The organism is Sporolactobacillus mangiferae (assembly GCF_023336505.1).
Classification (GTDB): domain Bacteria; phylum Bacillota; class Bacilli; order Bacillales; family Sporolactobacillaceae; genus Sporolactobacillus; species Sporolactobacillus mangiferae.
On sequence record NZ_JAMAST010000001.1, the window covers coordinates 449,835 to 469,374 of the forward strand.

Below are 19,540 nucleotides of genomic sequence, written 5' to 3' on the forward strand. Positions count from 1 at the left end.
TGCTTAAAAACAGATGAACGCTCGCTCTATGCCGCGATTTGCCGTCGATCACTTAACCGATGGTAAACCGTCCCAAGAAAATAACAAGCGGCATCAAAGGCAACAATGAAAAAACTGACTGGCGCACTGGTATAATAACCGGCGACAAGCCCGAACCAGACGCTAAGCACAGCGATCAGTGACGACAGCACAATCATTCCGGCAATCGACTGTGTGTAAAGTCTGGCAGCTGCCGCGGGAACGGTCATTAACGCAAAAACAAGAAGTGCACCGACAATCTGCACCGTCACACTGGTTGCGACCGCCATCAGCAGCAAAAAACCGATTGAAATCATGCGGATCGGCAAACCGGCAGCCTGGGCACCTACCTGATCAAACGAATCGAATTTGAGCCAGCGATATCCGGCAGCCAGTACTAAAAGCACAAAAAAAGTAATCGCTACAATCTGCCAAATATCAGCCATATCGATACCGACAACACTGCCAAACAGCAGTGTTCGTGAATAGTTACCTTGAATATTTCCGATCGAAAGGAAAAAAATCCCAAGACCAAGCGATAAACTCAGGATCACGCTGACCGACGCATCACGTCGAAACATCCGCACACCCATCTGACCGACACCTGCCGCGCCCAATAGCGTAAACGCCAATAATCCGATCAGCGGATCAATGCCTGCAAAGGCTGCAAAGGCTGCACCGGCAAAGCCAATATGCGAGATTGTATGCGCAATAAACGAAAGTGAGCGCGCAATAATAAATACGCCCATGACACCGCACATTAGGGCGATCAGTGTACCAGCGATAAATGCATGCTGTATGAAATCATATTGAAACATGGTCAAGTAAAAGTCCCTCCATTCATCTTCCTGAGCAGCACCGCCGCATGCCCGGTTAAGATGAAGATGCTGAAAGCGGCATTTCGGATGCATTCAGAGGATCGCGACCTGAACCTGCATCTTCAGCAGGCAATTCAAATACTTGCTTCAGCAGTGCCGCATCATCCAGAATGGTCTCAGTGGCCCCTGTTTTGTAAAATCCGCGAGCGATGATCAGTACCTGATCTGCGTAGTCCCGAACCAGACGTAAATCATGGGAAATGAACAGCACTGTGACACCCCATTCTTTTACTGCCTTCTTGACAAGTGCCATCATGCGAACTTGAGCATCCGGGTCAAGATTCGCGGTTGATTCATCAAGAAGCAGCAAGTCAGGGCGGCGAACAAGTGCCTGAGCCAGAAATACGCGCTGTCGTTCCCCACCTGACAACTTACCGATTGGTTTCTTTGCGAGCCGCTCGGTATCCGTAAAGCGCATGATTTCTTTCAAACCTTTTTTTTCCTGCCGTGACAGCCAGGGAACCATTCTGGAAATCAAGCCCAAGGATACAAAATCTTTTGCATTAATGGGTGTCTCCTCATCAATAATACGTGATTGCGGCACATACCCAATCACCGTTTTTTTTGGATCTCCGGCTATGCTTACCGATCCATGCTGCGGACGAACCAAGCCAAGTATTGACTTCAGCAAGGTTGATTTGCCGGCACCATTAGGCCCGATAATCGCAAACATTTGTCCGGCCGGCACAGAGAACGACAAATCTTTCAGTATCTCTTCCCCATGAAAATTCACTTCCAGCTTGTCGATTTGAATCTTGTGCAGCATCCGGAATCCTCCTCACACACGGTCTATCGGACGTTTTTTATTCAACCGTACTGATAAATAGTAATGATACCGATTTGTTTTGTCAAGTATTATTCTGCACTCTGCCTGAAAAAAGACAGAGCAAGTGCACGAAAGCTGTAATAATCGTGCAGGATATGATCCTGGCGATTTACTTGCTGCTGTTCTGTGCATCTTCAATTTGCTTCAGTTGATCAAGCATCCAGGTTTTATAATTTTTACCGGACGGCAGCGTTTCCGTCACTTCGATAACAGGTACTTTATTCTGATCAGCGAGCGTAACGATTTTCTTAACCGTCGGACTCATTTCCTGAATATTGCTGACAAAGAACGCAATTCGTTTTTCTTTAACATCTTTTTGCATTGCTGCAACATCTTTTGGTGACGGATCAGATTCCTGTTCAACGGCCAGTTCAAAATGGTTGTTCGCTACCTTATAGCCGAGTGCATCCAGAGTATAGTCGAAAACGGGTTCGGATACATCGACAAGCTTTTGATTGGCATTCTGACTTAATTCTGTAATCTTATCTTTGACCGGTTTAATGCTTTCCTTGTATTTCTTCGCATTTTCTTTATATTCATCGGCATGCTTCGCATCAACTTTCGCTAATTGATCAGCAATTTTATCCGCAAGTTTCGGCATGGTTTCCGGCTGATACCATAGATGCTCATTATCGCCATCTTTTTTCCCCATAACGTCTTCAGCAACCCGGACGACTTTCTGATCATCAGCATTAACCAGTTTGGTCATCCACCCGTCATAACCGATACCGTTGTACACCACAACGTCTGCCTGGCTGACTGCTTTAGCCACCCCTGTTGTGGGTTCATAATCGTGCGGGTCCATACTTGGCTTATTAATCACTGAAGTAACCTTAACATATTTACCGCCAACTGCTTCGGCTGCTTCCCCATAAAAATCTTCCGCCGCAACGATGTTTATTTTTTTTGAAGTTCCGCCGTTCTCCGATGACGCGTTGCTGCCGCATCCAGCTAAAATACCCACCAGTAAAATCAGAATTCCCATAAGACCATAACTCTTACGCATACACTTCATTGTTTTTCCCCCATTATTCATGCTTTCTAAATCGAAACTAAATATCTTTTATCACAGGGCGGGCTTTCGTCCCCTCGTTCAGCAGCATACCAAGTGCAAATTGTCCATTTGTTTTCACCTTAAATTTGCCAGGCTGCAACCGATCACAAATATAAATAGTAATCATTACGGTTTAATTTGTCAAAAGATTACCTGTTACCAATGCTTCCGCACATACCATGCATCTCGAATGTTTCACAGATCTGAAATAACAGCGATGAACATTTTCCTGAATCGATCATCAGATCACCAGCTCGCTTTTTTTATACCTGGAATCTGGCCTTTATAAGCGTATTCACGAAAAGCGATACGTGACATATTGAATTTGCGCATGTATCCGTGCGGACGTCCGGTCAGCGGGCAGCGATTGTGCAGCCGTGTCGGTGACGAATCACGCGGAAGTTTCGCCAATGCTTCATAATCTTTCTTCTCTTTCAGTTCGCGTCTCAGTTCAGCATACTTAGCAACCAATGCTTCACGTTTCAGCTGCTTTATTATTTTTGATTTCTTTGCCATGGAGATGTCCCTTCCTCTTTAATCGTAATCATTACGTTTTGTATTCTCTATTTAACCACCAATTGTACAGAAGTGCAAGCAAGAACGTAAAAAGAGTTCTAGTTCTCATTTAGCGTCATAGGGATTAAAACAGCTCATCCAACCACTGTCTAACCATTCGTACTCTGCGACGCAATCAAAAATGCAAAGGAGACAGGCTATTATGAATACATTCGGTATGAAACGAATGAGTCATCCCATGACCATTGCTTTCTTTATCTTTCTTTTTATTCTCGTTCTTCTGTCTGAGCGGACCAATGGCATAACACCGAAACAGATTCCTGCACAATTTTACAGCTTCAACACTATTTTTCTCAGTATGATCATTGAATCACTTCCATTTATATTAATCGGTGCCTTTGTCTCTGTGCTCATCCAGTCCTTTGTAAGCCAGAAACTGATTAAACGCTTATTTTCCGGACACCGCACGATTCTTGCCATGGTTCCGGCAGCTCTGACCGGCGTGTTATTCCCTGTCTGCGAGTGTGCCATCATTCCGGTTATCCGCAGTCTGATTAAAAAAGGGCTTCCTCAGCATCTGGGTATCGTCATGATTGCTGCCATTCCCGTCTTGAATCCCATTGTTTTTCTGTCAACTTTCTATGCCTTTCAAAATAATCCGGTTATCCTGTATGGGCGCATGACCATCGCGCTGCTTTCATCACTGTTTATCGGCGCTGCAGTTTATCATCTGTTCGGCCAATATTCAATTCTTAAAGGAGAATCAGTCAGCCATGAAAACAGGATCAGCTGGCAGTCTTTTTATATGCATGAACAGAATCAGCATGGACATCAACATACTCATTTTAATCTGCAGGACACGCTGATGCATATAAGTGATGAATTCTTTGATACTGCTAAATTTTTTATTTTCGGAGCAATCATCGCCAGTTCATTTCAAACCTTCTTTAACCAGCATCTGCTCACATCAATTGGTGCTAACCCCGGTCTGGGTGCTGCTTCAATGATGGGACTGGCTTACCTTTTATCCGTTTGCTCGACCTCGGATGCTTTTCTGGGTGCTTCATTTACCGGTGTATTCACGCCCGGTGCCATTACTGCCTTTCTTGTATTCGGTGCCATGCTGGATATTAAAAATACAATGATGCTGTTTGGCGTTTTCAAGGCTCGCTTTGTCTTCACTTTTTTCATACTGACTTCTGTATCGGTCTATACTCTGTGCCAGTTAATGGATTGGTTATTATAAGTCAGGAGGATTGCTTCATGGATGAACGGCGGATCAGCAGACATCATTATTTGCGCGGAATTGTACTTGGAGGCATGGCATTATTCCTTTTTCGTATCTCCTATTATGGCGATCTGAAATATTATCTCGCACCTAAACTGGCGATCTATGCTCAATTCACGATTGGTGCCCTGGCTTTGCTCAGCCTTATACATTTTGTCCTTCCTCCTGTCACGCATCGCCACGACAACTGTGACGATTGTGAGCATCATCACTCACTGCCTAAGAAGGGATTGCACTCGCTGCTTTTTTTCAGCCTGTTTTTTCTGCCGGTGCTCACCGGTTTCGTATTTCCTCATTATACACTCGGGAGTGCGATTGCCAGTAATCGCTCCTTTAAACAGGCGATCCCGAGTCAAACGGCGCGGCAAGAAAAAGGAGTTAAGAAAACCGCAACTTCTGCAGGTGCACAAAGGAACCCGATCAGCCAGGAGCAATTTGATGCGTTAAAGCAAAAGCTTCTGAAGCGCCAGAAAATTGTCGTTGATGATGCACAGTACACATATATTCTTAATATCCTGGAACAGGACCCTTCTGCGTTCAGGGGCAAGCAGCTGGTTCTCAAGGGGGTCGTCTATCGTGATTCGCATACGCCCACAAATGAAATTGTCACAGCACGATTTGATATATCCTGCTGCATTGCTGATGCATCCGTTTATGGCATTCGCACCAAGGGATCTGTCACATCCTTAAAAAAAGATACATGGATACAAGTTACAGGCACACTGGAAACCGTCAGTAAATCCAAAACAGCCGTACCTGTGCTTACAAGAACAAACATTCAACCGATAAAAGAGCCCGACCATCCTTATGTGTACGATAACGGTGTTCTTCTGGAATGAATTCTGTTTATCCATTGGATTTGAAAGGCTGTATCATCTTCTTTCTTAATCTAAGTTGCCACTTCATTTTAATGTTATTTCCCCCTTCTCTCTGCTTTTTGCTAACACGCAGGGCAAAAAACAAGGCTTAGCAGAGCGTATTCCAGAACTATTGAAACCGACTTTCAGATATGCTATAACATATTTTGCTTCTTTGTTTCTCTTCGATCCGAACAGGGTTCGGAATCAAAAGCAAGAGATGACCAAGGAGCATTTTTGTGTGGATTTTTATATCGACCCAAGATATTTGGTTCCATGAGCAAGCAAATGCGTGTGCAAAACGCCATCTTTTTAACCACCGTTTTTTAAGAAACTTTTAATCGTTTTTTGTCACAATAAATGCAGAGCCGTCGAATGAAACGGCACAAGGTTACAAGTATTACGTGCCCTTTGCAATTGGTTAATGAATGAGTGACAACCATAATTTTATCTTGAAAAGGTACGAACCGTTTTGTTGAAACTTATGTTAAGGGAGAGAAGAAAATCATGACGAAAGTCAGAGACAGTTATTTCGATAACGCCAAATTCTTCTTAATCTTACTGGTTGTTTTCGGACACAGTCTTACCAAGCTGAAATCTGATATGCCGATTATCAATGCGCTGTACACGTTTATTTTCATTTTTCATATGCCCGCATTTATTCTAATTTCGGGCTATTTTTCCAAGCATTTCAAAAAACAGGGATACGTAAGCAATGTTGTCAAAAAGACGCTTATCCCTTATATCATCTTCCAGGTTATTTACTCTTACTTCTATTACATGACCGGATATGAACATAGTTTTAAAATCGACTTAGTATCGCCGCATTGGACACTGTGGTTTCTGATCAGTATTCTGTGCTGGAAGCTGATGATCATACCATTTGCAAAGCTTGGCAAATTCGGTTTTCCAGCAGCGATTATGATTGGCGTCTGTGCAGGATTCTTTGATTCTATTTCAACGGACTACAGTGCTTCGCGTACACTGGCTTTCTTTCCTTTTTTCTATCTCGGTTTTCTGCTGAAGAAAGAACAGTTCTCAGAGCTGTTGACCCGTAAAACGGCGCGAATCGCCAGCATTTTTGTACTCGTCGGCATCTATCTCGCCTGTTTCTATATTTTCCCTCAGAACCTTCAGGACTGGCTGCTGCATGATTCATCGTATCATGCCTTTGATTTGTCCAATCGTACCGGCGGATTCGTCCGTTTATTCGTCTATGCCATCACCACGATAACTATTTTCGCGTTTATGGCATTGATCCCTAAAAAACAATTTTTATTTACTCATTTAGGTAAAAATACGTTGTATATTTACCTGCTGCATGGATTTTTCATTAAAACAATGGCTCTGTTTCCGATTTATGAAAAAATTGACACCCTGTATCAGTACACCTTTCTTTTTGCAGGATCACTGGCACTCTGCTCTTTTCTTGCCAGTCGGCCTGTACGACTATGCACAAAACCAATCATCGAAATGAAAATACCACACCTGCAAAACTGATTTGCTGGTTTGTACAGGTTAAAAAAGAGATACTTTCTTCACCTGCTAGAAAACGCCGGCAGAATCTCCTGCCGGCGTTTTCCTTATATCACATTAAGCTTTAACGAGCTTGGTCACTCTGTTTCTGATTTCTTCAAGAATCGCCGATTTGAAATCTTCATAAGAAACAGTTCTGGATTCCTGTTCGCCGTACTTGCGAACATTCACGGCATTCTGCTCAATTTCCTGATCGCCGATGACGAGCATATAAGGAATTTTATGCGTCTGGGCATCACGAATTTTATAACCGAGTTTCTCGCCGCGAAGATCCGCATGAGCACGAATACCGACCTTCTTCATGTCCGTCACAAGCTTCTTCACATAATCAATATGCACATCGGCAACCGGAATCAGCTGGACCTGTGTCGGTGCAAGCCAGGTCGGGAATGCACCGGCAAAGTGCTCGATCAGAATCGCAAAGAAACGGTCAAGCGATCCGTAAATGGCGCGGTGAATGACAACCGGCCGAACCTTCTCATTATTCTCGTCAATGTATGTCAGGTCGAATTTCTCAGGCATCTGATAATCAAGCTGAATCGTCGCGCATTGATGCTCGCGTCCAATTGCATCCTTGATATGGAAGTCAATTTTCGGTCCGTAGAACGCTCCGTCACCAGCGTTGATCGTGTAAGGCTGATTGATCGCTTCGAGCACATGCTTCAGTCCTGCTTCCGCCTGCTGCCACAGCTCCAGGCTGCCCATATGATCTTCGGGCATTGTCGACAGCTCGACTGTGTATTCAAAACCAAACGTACTGTATATTTTACCGATCAGCTGGAAAATGTTCTTGATCTCGCTCTCGATCTGATCCGGACGTACGAAAATGTGTGCATCGTCCTGGCAGAATGTCCGGACACGGAGCATTCCGTTCAGCGCACCGCTCAGTTCATGACGATGCACCTGGCCGAATTCAGCGATCCGAATCGGCAGATCGCGATACGAATGGAGGGTGTCTTTATAAATCAGCATGTGCCCCGGACAGTTCATCGGTTTGAGCGCATAATTCACATCGTCTACTTTCGTGAAATACATGTTCTCATGATAGTGATCCCAGTGACCGGAATTTTCCCATAGTCGCTGGTTCATCATCAGCGGTGTCCGCACTTCGTCATAATCCACCTGACGCTGCAGTTCGCGCGAAAAATCCTCGAGTTCTGTGCGAATAATCTGGCCGTTTGTCAGATAGAACGGCATGCCCGGCGCTTCTTCCGAGAACATGAACAGTTCAAGCTGCTTACCGAGTTTGCGGTGATCACGCTTGGCAGCCTCTTCAAGGAAATGCAGATGCGCATCAAGATCCTTCTGTTTCAGAAAAGCGACTCCGTAAATGCGCTGCAGCATTTGATTGTCGCTGCTTCCCCGCCAATACGCGCCGGATACGTTCATCAGCTTAAACACTTTAATTTTTCCTGTAGACGAAAGATGCGGTCCGCGGCAAAGGTCCACGTACTCACCTTGAGTGTAGATTGTAATTGTTGCATCATCGGGAAGGTCACGAATTAATTCCAGTTTCAGATAATCATTCAGCTTCGTAAAAATGTCAGTGGCTTCCTCGCGGCTGACCTCTTTACGCGTGATTGGAAGATTTTCACTGATGATCTTCTTCATTTCTTTTTCTATTTTAGGGAAATCCTCTTTCGAAAGGGAATGCTCCATATCGACATCATAGTAAAATCCATCCTTAATGACCGGACCGATGCCCAGCTTAACATCCGGATAGAGGCGTCTTAATGCCTGCGCAAGCAAGTGCGCGCAACTGTGGCGCATGATCTCCAGACCCTCTTCGGAATCCTGAGTAACGATTTCGACTGCTGCATTCTCCTCAATGGGCCGTGTCAGATCATAGAGTTTGCCGTCAACTTTTCCGGCAACCGCTTTTTTCTTTAAGCTTGTACTGATCGATTCAGCTACTTGTTCGGCTGTGACGCCCTTAGGAAACTCCTGTACTTTTCCATCCGGGAACGTTAATGAAACAGATGACATGACTTTCACTCCTTTGAAAATAAAAAGCACCCGCCTCAATAAGAGACGAGTGCTTGTGCTCGTGGTTCCACCCTTGCTTCCGCCCTGTACATGAACACGGCGGCACTTGATCGAATAACGGCTGTGCCGTCAGCGGCTACTTAACGTTCGGCGCTGAAGCTCCAAGGCGGTAAGTCCATTGTGCCCTGCTGGGAAGTTTCCAGCAATCCTTCCCTCTCTAGAAACGGCTGCAACGGCTGTTGTCCTTTTCTTCGCTTTTTTGATTATTATTTTTCTTTCATTGTATGCGTTTCGACCCATAAGTGCAAGTCATGTCAAAAAAAGATCGTTCTTTTTTACAGACTCTGTTACATGAACGAATAAAAATATTCATTTACAGAATGTTGCCAACCCATTGACACCCTTTCTTCTGAATGTTTCTTGCAATATATAAAAAAAGGATTGAAAGCTCGCCGTTTATTGATAAACTATTATCAAGAGTATAAATTATTATAAATTTAACATTTTTGAGATTTTTCAATCCAATCTTTGAAGGGGGTACAACCATGACCACCACACTGTATCACAACTTTTCATTGTTTAGTGGAAAAAAGGACCATTTTGACGCCAACGCATCGCTTATTGTCGATGACGAGACAGGAAAAATTGTGGAGGCAGACAACGGTTTGCCTGGCAAAGCAGATCGTACAGTCGATTTAGAGCACCGATTTGTGATGCCCGGTCTCATTAACGCACATACGCACATTACATCCGATGTCTCTGGAAAGCTGGATGCGCTTGGCTCACCCAAACTGACTCCCGTTGTTGCTGCCAAAATCGCACTTGATAATCTTGAAAGCCTGCTGAAACACGGCGTGACTTACATACGTGATGTCGGTGCTGACTTTGACGTTGACATTCAGCTTTCCAGACTCGAAAAAGGCGGTCACATCGTATCTCCGGGTATTTGCGCATCCGGGCGGCCGCTCGCCATGACAGGCGGGCATTTCTGTACGATCAGTTATGAAGTGGACAGCCCTGACGAAGCCCGAAAAGCTGCCCGGCAGGCGCTCAAAAACGGTGCGGATAATATTAAACTCATGGCAACCGGCGGTGTTTCGTTCGGCGGTGAATCGCCAGATGATGTGCAACTGACCGAAGAAGAAATGCGCGCCGCAGTTACCGAAGCGCATCATAAAGGGCGAACGGCAAATGCCCATGCGCAGGGCACCGAAGGGATTAAAAACGCGCTTCGTGCCGGTGTCGATTCCGTTGAGCATGCATTTTACCTCGATGATGAAGCGATTCAAATGTTTCTCGAGAAAGGCACGTTTATTGTTCCGACATTAATCGCCGTGTATGGCATTTCCGATCGCGGAGCCGGACAGGTGCCCGATTTCATGCTTGATGTCGCCCGTGAAGTGAAACGGGCGCATATGGAAAGCATTGGAAGAGCTGCTGAGGCTGGTGTCAGACTGGCGATGGGCACCGATGCCGGCACGCCGAACAATGACTTCGAGAATGACTCAGCCTTCGAGTTGGAACTGATGGTCCAGGCAGGCTGCTCACCGCTGCAGGCACTTCAGGCAGCAACAGTCAACGGAGCGGAACTGCTGCAGATTAATCAGGAATACGGCAGTCTGGAACCCGAAAAATTTGCCGATTTCATCGTGCTCAGTGGCAATCCATTGCAGGACATTACCGTTATTCAGCAAGAAAAACGTGTATTTAAAAAGGGAAAAGAAATTAAATAATCAGTGTAAAATAAATGGGATGAACAGTCTCAGGGAGCCATGGTATTTGTCTGGCTTCTTTTTTATTATAAGAAATTTCTAAGGTTTATCGCATAGGCGCCAGTCTATGTTTTTCCGTGATCCGCAAAAATTCAGCGGCTGCAGAAAGTACCTTTAAGTGAACGGATCGCCTGCTCTTGCCCGGATAAGGCGCGTTACATGAGCACTTCAGAATGTGACAATCTGCAATCAAATAGTTCTATATTTTTTTGCTTTTATTCAATAATACTGCATAATAGTAAAGAGAATCTATGGACCCATTCAATAGATTTTTCGATCTGAAATTACGTTTGATGAATGAAGCGAGGTGCACTCATGAGTAATTATTGGAATTCATTTGTTCAGAAACTTGATCCTTATGTGCCAGGTGAGCAGCCGAAGGATAAAAAATATGTCAAGCTCAATACGAACGAAAATCCCTATCCTCCATCAGTGAACGTAACAGCAGCGATCAAAGACGCAGCGAACAGTCAATTGCGCTTATATCCGGATCCGAGCTGCGATGAACTAAGGAAAAAGATCGCCGGGCACTTTGGGCTGGAAGCAGATCAGGTATTCATTGGCAATGGTTCGGATGAAGTGCTCGCGTTCAGCTTTATGACCTTTTTTTCACGCGAAAACCCGGTTGCGTTTGCCGATATTACGTACAGCTTTTACAAGGTCTATGCAAATCTGTGTTCGCTCAGCCCGAAAATTATTCCGCTGCATGATGATTTCACTTTGCCGGTTGGCGCTTTTTGCGAACCAAACGGTGGCGCTGTCATCCCGAATCCGAACGCACCAACCGGCCGTGTACTCCCTGTTGCATCCATTCAGCAAATACTTGATGCGCATCCGGATCGGGTCGTGATCATCGATGAAGCCTACATTGATTTTGGCGGGAAATCGGCCGTTCCGCTGATTAAAGATTATCCGAATCTGCTCATTGTGCGCACCCTCTCCAAATATTCGGCACTCGCCGGTATCCGCGTTGGCTTTGCCTTAGGGCAGAAAGATCTGATCAATGGGCTAAATACCGTCAAAAATTCATTTAATTCTTACACCATTGATCGGCTTGCGCTTGCGGGTGCTGTTGCGGCTATTGATGATGACGGTTACTCAAAGAAAATGGCGCAGAAAATTATGGTCACACGTGAGCAGACAATTGAGCAGCTTCGAAAAATGCGTTTTCATGTTATCCCGTCACAGGCAAACTTTATTTTTGCCAGCCACACGGAAGTAAATGCTGAACTGATTTTTCATGCACTGCGTGACCGTGGGGTGCTTGTACGCTATTTCAAACAGCCACGTATCTCAAACTATCTGAGAATCACGATCGGGACTGACGAAGAAATGGATCAGCTCATTCGCGCATTAACCGATATTCTCAGCTCATGAATACGGGATCTGTCCACTTCGTTTTCAAAAGAACTTTTCCATCGTAGAGGCTTGCGCCATGCCAATCAGTTGGTGCGTCCGTGTATATTGTTTATTAATAAAATTTTATTGATAATCAGCAAACGGCATGCTAAAATAAAAAAAGATCAGGCATAATCTCCGATCTGTATTTCCGATGCTGATGTATGCCCCTTTTGCACGGACCCGGGTTTTAATACCTTCTTAATCTTATAAATTAAATCACTCTGTGAGGGACTTTTTATGAGACATGAAACACGCTTTCTGAAGTTCGCCGTGATACTCATAGGGCTTCCTGTTCTTGCCTGGTGCATTTTGGCGTTACCAAAGTTCACACATTATTTTGCGGTATTAATGCCAAGACTCGCTTATTTGGAATATCCCTTTTTTGCCGGATTCTGTGTTACTGCAGTCTTCTATTTTGCAGCGCTGCACCAGGCTTTAAAGCTTTTAAATTATATCGATGAAAATCAGGCATTTTCCGAACGTTCGGTAACCTCCTTAAAGAAGATCAAGTACTGTGCCATTGCCATCGGTGCTTTATACACGCTATTCATGCCGCTCTTTTATCTGATGGCGGATGCGGACGATGCACCCGGTCTGATCATCGTTGTCCTGGTGATTATTTTCGGCTGCGTCGTAGTCGCGGTCTTTGCCGCCGTCCTTCAGAAGCTGTTAAAGAATGCTATTGATATCAAATCAGAAAATGACTTAACGGTATGAGGTGAAGTGCGTGGCAATTATCATCCATCTGGATGTCATGCTGGCAAAGCGGAAAATGAGCGTCACCGAGCTTTCCGAGAAAGTCGGGCTAACCATGGCCAACCTTTCCATATTAAAAAACGGAAAGGCCAAGGCCATTCGCTTTTCAACCTTGGAAGGTATTTGCAGGGCGCTCAATTGTCAGCCCGGAGATATTCTGGAATATCAAAATGACGAAACCAGCAACCATTCATAAAGTACGTATCATAACACGCGAGCTGCCTATTCAGGCAGCTTTATTTCTATGCGATGAGAAAGTATATAATATTAATGTTCTTCCGCGTTGTGTGTCTTTCTTGCAGCGTGGACGTTTTGCCTTCGTTCACAGCCAGGTGCCCTAATCTTTATTTCAGAAAACAGCCTGCATGAATCTGACAGATCTGTAAGTTCACATGCTGGAACTGTCAGTGTGGCAAGTATGGCACCTTGTATACTGAACTTATCAAATAACGATGGGCAGGGAGCAAACAAAATGTTATTACAAGTCAGTCATTTGCAGAAAATTTTTCAGACGCGCTTCAGTAAAGAAAAAACTACTGCGCTGCGGGATGTGAATTTCAGTGTTGAAGAGGGCGAATACATCGCCATTATGGGGGAAAGCGGATCGGGAAAGACCACGCTTCTTAACATATTGGCCACCCTTGAGAAACCGACTTCCGGATCCGTTTTGCTGAGCGGTCGGGATGTAACGAAGATAAAAGAAAACAAGCTCGCAGAATTCCGGCGTTCGCATCTCGGTTTTGTCTTTCAGGATTTCAATCTCCTTGATACGCTGTCTATTCGCGATAATATTTACTTACCGCTCGTTCTTGGGCGAAAGAAAATCCACGTGATGGAGGAGCGTCTGGAAAAACTGGCCCCAAGACTCGCCATCACTGATTTGCTGAGCAAACAGCCATTTGAATTATCCGGTGGTCAGAAACAGCGTGTGGCGATCACACGGGCACTGATCACCGAGCCGGACATTGTCCTTGCCGATGAACCGACCGCGGCGCTTGACTTCAAAAACAGTGAAAGACTGCTCACCCTTCTGGAAGAAATCAATGCAACCGGACAGACAATTCTGATGGTGACGCACTCCGCCATTGCCGCAAGTCACGCAAAACGCGTGCTGTTCATTAAAGACGGTCTCATTTTTCATCAGCTGTACCGGGCCAATCGAGAGTCATCCGATTTTATGCAGGAGATCAGCATGACGATGACCAACCTGCTTGGAACCGAGGTGCGGTAACATGTTTTATTTCAAATTAGCGAGCCGTAACATCCGTAAATCCATCAGCAATTTTCTTCCGTTCGCGCTGTCAAGTGTTGTGATGTTTATGATGAACCTGATGGTCGCAACGATTTTGCTGAGCCCGAGTTTAAAAAATCTGAAAGGTTCTTCAAGCCTGTCGCTGCTGCTCTGTCTCGGTCTGGTCGTTCTGTCACTCTTTGCAGCAATTTTTATGGTCTACAGTTACCGATTTTTACTGAAACGAAGAACGAAAGAATTCGGACTTTATAACATTCTCGGACTGAAAAAGCGGCAGATCATACGGATTTCCGTGCTGGAATTGTTCATCATGTTCGCCGCAACCATTGTCGCCGGAACGCTTCTGGGTATTGTTTTCGCCAAATTTTTATACCTTATTTTAGTGCGTCTGCTTGGTGAAAATTACTTTGAGCTGCAATGGAGTCCACTGGCGGTTATCATTGTAGCTGCAGCTTTTGCGTTGATTTATCTGCTGCTGATGGCTATCGGCAGCTTCTCGATTCGGCGCAAGTCAAGCCTTGATTTGCTGAAGAACGCAAATAAAGGGGAGAAAGAGCCAAAATCACGCGCCATTCTCGCATGGCTTGGCATCCTTTGTCTCATGACCGGTTATTATCTTGCCGTTACGGTGACTTCCCCGCTTGACGCGCTGACGAAATTTTTTATCGCCGTGCTGTTTGTTATCGTCGGCACGCTGCTCTTCTATATGAGCTTCACGATCTGGCTGCTGAAACGGCAGAAAAAAAATAAAAACTATTATTATCAGCCCAAGCATTTTATTACTGTTTCAAGCATGCTCTACCGCATGAAACAAAACGCAGTCGGGCTGGCAAATATTACGGTACTGGTAACCATGACGTTCGTCACTCTGGCAACCACGGTCGGCCTGTATTCCAGTATTAACGGATTTCTTGATGACTATTTCGTTCAGAATACAATTATTAATGTCAATTCGACCGAGCAGCGAAGCAATGCGCTCGTAGACAAGGTAGCGGAAAAAAACGGAGTCCCTTTGAAGCATAAAATCGTCTACGAAATGTCGAACAGCCTGATTGGATCAATGAAAGACGGTACATTTGAGAATAAACAGACACTTTCCACTCTGACAATGGTAAATTTTATGACCGCAGACACCTACGAGCAGCTGACCGGGAAAAAAGTTCATTTACATGGCAATGAAGCCATTGCTTATCCGGCGGTCGGCCGTTTTAATGATGACAGCGCAACATTTGGGAATCACACATTTGAAATAAAAGACACAATCTACGGAATCAGCAATTTCCCATCAATCAGTATGACAGCGTCAAACTGGCTGATTCTGATCGTCAATTCGAAAGCACAGATTCAGCCCATCCTGGACGATGCAGGCAAAGCGGCCGGCGGGCAGAACAAACTCGGATTCGATACGACCATCAGCGCAGATATACCGGCGAAGGACGTAAAGAAACTTCAAACCGCATTGTCTTATTATCGTGCGAACGGAGACAGGCCGATTCAGAGCACCCAGAATTCAGAGACGGACATTGATCAGGATGATCGTGGCGAAGCGAAAACGCTTGCCGGCATGCCGCCGACTCTGCAAAGCTATGATGACTTGCACGAGCGTTTCCTGTCTTTTGCCGGCGGATTCCTGTTTATCGGACTCGTCTTAGGGTTCACTTTTATCCTCGGGACCGCATTGATCATCTACTATAAGCAGATTTCTGAAGGGGAACAGGACAAGCGCAGCTTTGAAATCCTGCAGGAAGTCGGATTGAGTGGTGCGGAAGTGCGGCAAACGATTCGCTCACAGGTTCTGCTCGTGTTTTTTCTGCCAATCACTGTTGCCATCATCCACTTTGGCTTCGCCTTTATCATGATTCAAAAGCTGATCAATTTATTCGGGCCTACACGACTCGGCCTGCTGCTTCTGACCAGTACCGGTACTATCACCGTTGTCGCCGTGATTTACTATCTGATCTACAAACAAACAAGCCGGGCGTATTATCGAATTGTTGAACGATGAACGTTCAAAGGGCATCCCATGATTGGGGTGTCCTTTTCGCATTTGTCCTGCACCTTTAAAATCAGTAGAATGAAGGTAACCGATTGACTAGGAGTTTTTTGGATGACTAAAATTTTCATTGTAGAAGACGATGCAGCAATTGTGAAGCAGCTGACCTCTGCACTTGAGGAATATACAATGGTGGCTGTTCAGAATTTTCGCAGCGTCCGCCAGGAAATAGAATCAGAAGCACCGGACTTAATTTTAATGGACATTACGTTGCCTTATTTTAATGGCTTTTACTGGACGACTGAAATCCGCAGGAAAGCGACCACTCCGATCATCTTTCTCAGTTCTGCGGATGATGAAATGAATCAGGTCATGGCGATGAACATGGGTGCAGATGATTATGTGACCAAACCGTTTTCAGTCGAGCTGCTGAAAGCGAAAATCAATGCCCTGCTACGCCGAACGTACAGTTTTTCACAGGCTCAGCTGACCTTCAACGGATTTGTACTTGAAGGAACGGAACTGAAAAAAGGAACGGCTAAAGTGGAACTGACACCAACCGAGGCCAAGCTGCTGCGCATCTTATTCGAGCACCCTAATCAGACTGTAGCCAAAGACACACTGCTCGGAAGGCTCTGGGAATCAGATGAATATATGGATGCCAATGCACTGCAGGTCAACATCGCCCGCATGCGCAGGAAACTGAGTGCTCTCGGCTTCGACCATATTGGAACCGTGCGAGGTGTCGGCTATGTACTGGCGTGAACGGAAATATTATATTTATGCCATCCTTGTGATTGTCACAGTCATCAGTCTGACCTTTTATCTATGGGCCCTGCCCATGCGTGTATTCTGGTCCGCCCTGCTGTTCGGTGCCACCGTTCTCACCATTTTCAGCGCTTATGACTACTATCAGTGTCTGCGCCGCCACCACGAACGCATCCAGCAAGTCGTTCCGCATATCGAATTAGAACCAGAGTCCACTGCGGAAAAGGATATGCTTCGCCTGCTGGATGAACAAAAGGAATACTACGAAAACAAGCTGTCACGGATCAAGCAGTTCGATGAAGACTTAACCGATGTCGTGCGTATGTGGAGCCACCAGATGAAAGTACCGCTTTCGGTCCTCGATTTGATGGGACAGACCGGAGAATTTACGCGAGACGAATTGAAAGATCAGACATTTCAACTGGAGAATTATCTGGACATGCTGCTCCATTATCTGCGCCTGAACCACGAGCAAACCGACTACCGCTTTACTCATGTACCGTTAAAACCGCTGATTCAGGCAATCGTGCGCAAGTTCGCGCCGCTGTTTATCCGAAAAGGACTCAGTGTATCGATCAATGGAGAAGCTCTGTGGACTACGGACGAGAAATGGCTTTCCTTCGCCCTCGAACAAATCATCAGCAATGCCGTTAAATATACTGAGACAGGCCATGTCACCATTGGTATCTCCACCGACGCCATTCAAATAAGCGACACAGGCATCGGTATCTTAAAAGAGGATCTGCCGCGCCTGTTCGAGCATGGCTTCACCGGCTACAACGGCCGCCGCGACAAAAAAGCAACCGGTCTCGGCTTCTTTCTGGCAAAAGAAGTGGCCGACCGCCTTTCTTTGCGCATTCATGTTGACTCCGAAATTGATAAGGGGACGACTGTGACCATACAAAAAGACGCAGCGCCTGATGACTGAACCGTATCATTGTTTTTTACTAATTGTGAACCATTCAAAGCCATTTAAACAAAGTGGGCGTTCTTTATTGAAGAAATCTGACGTGGATTAAATCGTTGCAGAACAAATATATACACGAATCATCGCCGTACAGAGAGACACTCAAACATAGAGAGAATCTGTTCATTCATGGAAGGAGGGTGGTTGGGTTGTATCACATATCAATTTTCTTTTTGAGTTTCAGAACCTCTTTACGCGTTTCCCAGTGCTCATCATGAACCATTTTAATCTGATCAGACAAGTCTTCATACATGTCATCCAATCGCCGATTCGTTTTTTTCAGTTCATGCTTAATATCCGCTATATCTTGTTTCATTTCAGTAATGTCTTGTTTCATTTCAGTAATTTCTTGTTTCATCTCAACAATATCCTGTTTCATCTCGTCCATCTCAACGCGCATACCCTTAACGTTCGCGTCCACTTCTTTAATCGCCTGCATGATCATGTTCAGTTCCTCAGACATAGTTAACCCCCCCCCCTTTCGCTCTATAATAACAGCTGGCCAATGAATCCAGCAAGAACATAGTCAGGCTTTCTTACAACCCATTTGACCACATTTAGAAAACCGGGCAAAAACGCCATGGCACACTTTCACAGGATGTGATGGCTTTCGCGTTGCATACAGGACATATGCGCACTTAGCGAAAGTTCTTTATAGTTATTAAAAAAGTTCCTTACATTAGTGGAAGTTCCTTTTCAACCAGCGAAAGTTCCTTATAGCTATTGAAAATTCCCTACATTAGTGGAAGTTCCTTTTACTCTGTAATCGAACTGGGTTCATGCCTTTACAGTACTGAATCGGCGCTTCAGCTGCTCGCTTGCCACTGGCGATCCGGAAGCCTCCACGGGCAGGCAAATTCCTGCGGGTATCCCTGGCTCGCTGATCCCGCAGGCGCCAGCGTACCTCCGCTTTGAATCTCGGTCAGACACTGGTTTATTGGTTTTCATATGGGTCAAAATCATATATTTTATTTACTTGGAACAAAGCCGCCTTTTTCACGTTTATTGAAAAAACTTATGCGAACCATCACAATTCGGATACCTTTTCGAATGTCCGCATATACAATCATTTAATCCTTTTCCCTTGAGGATTCTTGGCACACTTTTCTCAATTCGTGCTGTCCGAGTGGCCGATCGTTTCGCTTGCGAGAAATGAAAAATATAGGCTTTTTGCCGTCCCGGTGTCAACGCGTCAAAAGCAGGCCTTAATTCAGGCAGTTCTTCAAACTTACTTTGCAGTTCTTCAGGAATGCTGACTTCCGCTCGCTTCTTAAGCTTTACCTCCAGGCCCGCTTTTTCAACATCAATTGCTTCACGAATATAATCCTTAATCACGTCTTCCAGAGACTCAATTTCCTGCACTGTGGTAAAGCGAATCTGGCGCGCCGCCTGGACATTTTCGGTCTGCTGAATCAAAATGCCACGGGCATCCTTCAGCAAAGCCCCTTTGTGAAACAGCAGCGCGCAATAATCTTTGAAACCATGAATGAGCACGACATTTTTTCCATTGACCGTATAGCAAGGGTGCATCCACTTAAAGTCTTCAGTCAACCCGCATTCAAGAACGATCGTTCTGAGCCGCGCGTAACATTCCGTCCACTTGCTTGGTTTCGTTAAAAATTCATCAACCCTAGGATTTGTATTATGTTCAGCCATTGGGGGACACCTTTCT

General features: G+C 45.2%; 18 protein-coding genes and 1 other annotated feature. Of the genes, 11 read left to right on the forward strand and 7 right to left on the reverse strand.

The features are described 5' to 3' along the window. Window positions 1–26: 26 nt before the first annotated feature. The 4 genes from M3N64_RS02135 to rpsN all read right to left on the reverse strand — a co-directional run bounded on the left by M3N64_RS02135 (window position 27) and on the right by rpsN (window position 3,292). Entirely contained in the window at window positions 27–836 is an 810-nt protein-coding gene (locus tag M3N64_RS02135) for a metal ABC transporter permease (protein WP_249096908.1), read from the reverse strand. 55 nt (window positions 837–891) lie between these two features. Continuing rightward, entirely contained in the window at window positions 892–1,662 is a 771-nt protein-coding gene (locus M3N64_RS02140; RefSeq protein ID WP_249096657.1) for a metal ABC transporter ATP-binding protein, read from the reverse strand. Between the two features lie 169 nt (window positions 1,663–1,831). Beyond that, complete coding sequence (locus M3N64_RS02145) at window positions 1,832–2,707, reverse strand: metal ABC transporter solute-binding protein (RefSeq protein WP_249096665.1); 876 nt, start codon at window positions 2,705–2,707, stop codon at window positions 1,832–1,834. 315 nt (window positions 2,708–3,022) lie between these two features. Next, entirely contained in the window at window positions 3,023–3,292 is a 270-nt protein-coding gene (gene rpsN / locus M3N64_RS02150; RefSeq protein WP_249096669.1) for a 30S ribosomal protein S14, read from the reverse strand. 202 nt (window positions 3,293–3,494) lie between these two features. Here rpsN and M3N64_RS02155 point away from each other — a divergent pair, with 202 nt between their 5' ends. From M3N64_RS02155 to M3N64_RS02165, 3 genes are all read left to right on the forward strand, one after another. After that, the gene (locus tag M3N64_RS02155; RefSeq protein ID WP_249096670.1) at window positions 3,495–4,538 is read left to right on the forward strand and encodes a permease; all 1,044 of its coding nucleotides are present in this window, start codon (window positions 3,495–3,497) and stop codon (window positions 4,536–4,538) included. Window positions 4,539–4,555: 17 nt separating this feature from the next. After that, window positions 4,556–5,419 (forward strand): TIGR03943 family putative permease subunit, encoded by an 864-nt coding sequence (locus tag M3N64_RS02160; protein WP_249096673.1) that lies wholly within the window; start codon window positions 4,556–4,558, stop codon window positions 5,417–5,419. 525 nt (window positions 5,420–5,944) lie between these two features. Next, a complete protein-coding gene (locus M3N64_RS02165; protein ID WP_249096677.1) occupies window positions 5,945–6,937 on the forward strand; it encodes an acyltransferase family protein in 993 nt (330 codons plus the stop codon). A gap of 93 nt (window positions 6,938–7,030) precedes the next feature. Here the strand turns inward: M3N64_RS02165 and thrS are convergent, their stop codons facing one another. Continuing rightward, window positions 7,031–8,959: a threonine--tRNA ligase gene (gene thrS / locus M3N64_RS02170; protein WP_249096680.1), complete on the reverse strand. Its 1,929-nt coding sequence runs from the start codon at window positions 8,957–8,959 to the stop codon at window positions 7,031–7,033. Between the two features lie 38 nt (window positions 8,960–8,997). Continuing rightward, window positions 8,998–9,220, reverse strand: a binding site (T-box leader). 284 nt (window positions 9,221–9,504) lie between these two features. On the opposite strand from thrS, the gene M3N64_RS02175 reads away from it, so the two are divergent. The 8 genes from M3N64_RS02175 to M3N64_RS02210 all read left to right on the forward strand — a co-directional run bounded on the left by M3N64_RS02175 (window position 9,505) and on the right by M3N64_RS02210 (window position 17,829). Continuing rightward, on the forward strand, window positions 9,505–10,692 hold the full coding sequence (locus tag M3N64_RS02175) for a metal-dependent hydrolase family protein (RefSeq protein ID WP_249096683.1): 1,188 nt from the start codon (window positions 9,505–9,507) through the stop codon (window positions 10,690–10,692). A 354-nt stretch (window positions 10,693–11,046) separates the two neighbouring features. Continuing rightward, the gene (hisC, locus tag M3N64_RS02180; RefSeq protein ID WP_249096687.1) at window positions 11,047–12,108 is read left to right on the forward strand and encodes a histidinol-phosphate transaminase; all 1,062 of its coding nucleotides are present in this window, start codon (window positions 11,047–11,049) and stop codon (window positions 12,106–12,108) included. Between the two features lie 261 nt (window positions 12,109–12,369). Next, on the forward strand, window positions 12,370–12,849 hold the full coding sequence (locus M3N64_RS02185) for a DUF2975 domain-containing protein (RefSeq protein ID WP_249096690.1): 480 nt from the start codon (window positions 12,370–12,372) through the stop codon (window positions 12,847–12,849). Window positions 12,850–12,859: 10 nt separating this feature from the next. Continuing rightward, window positions 12,860–13,084: a helix-turn-helix domain-containing protein gene (locus tag M3N64_RS02190; RefSeq protein WP_249096694.1), complete on the forward strand. Its 225-nt coding sequence runs from the start codon at window positions 12,860–12,862 to the stop codon at window positions 13,082–13,084. Between the two features lie 276 nt (window positions 13,085–13,360). Continuing rightward, on the forward strand, window positions 13,361–14,119 hold the full coding sequence (locus tag M3N64_RS02195; RefSeq protein ID WP_249096697.1) for an ABC transporter ATP-binding protein: 759 nt from the start codon (window positions 13,361–13,363) through the stop codon (window positions 14,117–14,119). Between the two features lies 1 nt (window position 14,120). Then, a complete protein-coding gene (locus tag M3N64_RS02200; RefSeq protein ID WP_249096699.1) occupies window positions 14,121–16,145 on the forward strand; it encodes an FtsX-like permease family protein in 2,025 nt (674 codons plus the stop codon). 102 nt (window positions 16,146–16,247) lie between these two features. Further along, entirely contained in the window at window positions 16,248–16,898 is a 651-nt protein-coding gene (locus tag M3N64_RS02205) for a response regulator transcription factor (RefSeq protein WP_249096701.1), read from the forward strand. Further along, window positions 16,885–17,829 carry a sensor histidine kinase gene (locus M3N64_RS02210; RefSeq protein ID WP_249096704.1) on the forward strand — a complete coding sequence of 315 codons (945 nt, stop codon included), beginning with the start codon at window positions 16,885–16,887 and terminating at the stop codon, window positions 17,827–17,829. The genes M3N64_RS02205 and M3N64_RS02210 overlap by 14 nt, the downstream gene beginning before the upstream one ends. Window positions 17,830–18,022: 193 nt before the next feature. Here the strand turns inward: M3N64_RS02210 and M3N64_RS02215 are convergent, their stop codons facing one another. Both M3N64_RS02215 and M3N64_RS02220 read right to left on the reverse strand, forming a co-directional pair. Further along, complete coding sequence (locus tag M3N64_RS02215; protein ID WP_249096707.1) at window positions 18,023–18,331, reverse strand: coiled-coil domain-containing protein; 309 nt, start codon at window positions 18,329–18,331, stop codon at window positions 18,023–18,025. 539 nt (window positions 18,332–18,870) lie between these two features. Then, window positions 18,871–19,524: a DUF1801 domain-containing protein gene (locus M3N64_RS02220; protein WP_249096711.1), complete on the reverse strand. Its 654-nt coding sequence runs from the start codon at window positions 19,522–19,524 to the stop codon at window positions 18,871–18,873. Between the last annotated feature and the right edge of the window lie 16 nt (window positions 19,525–19,540).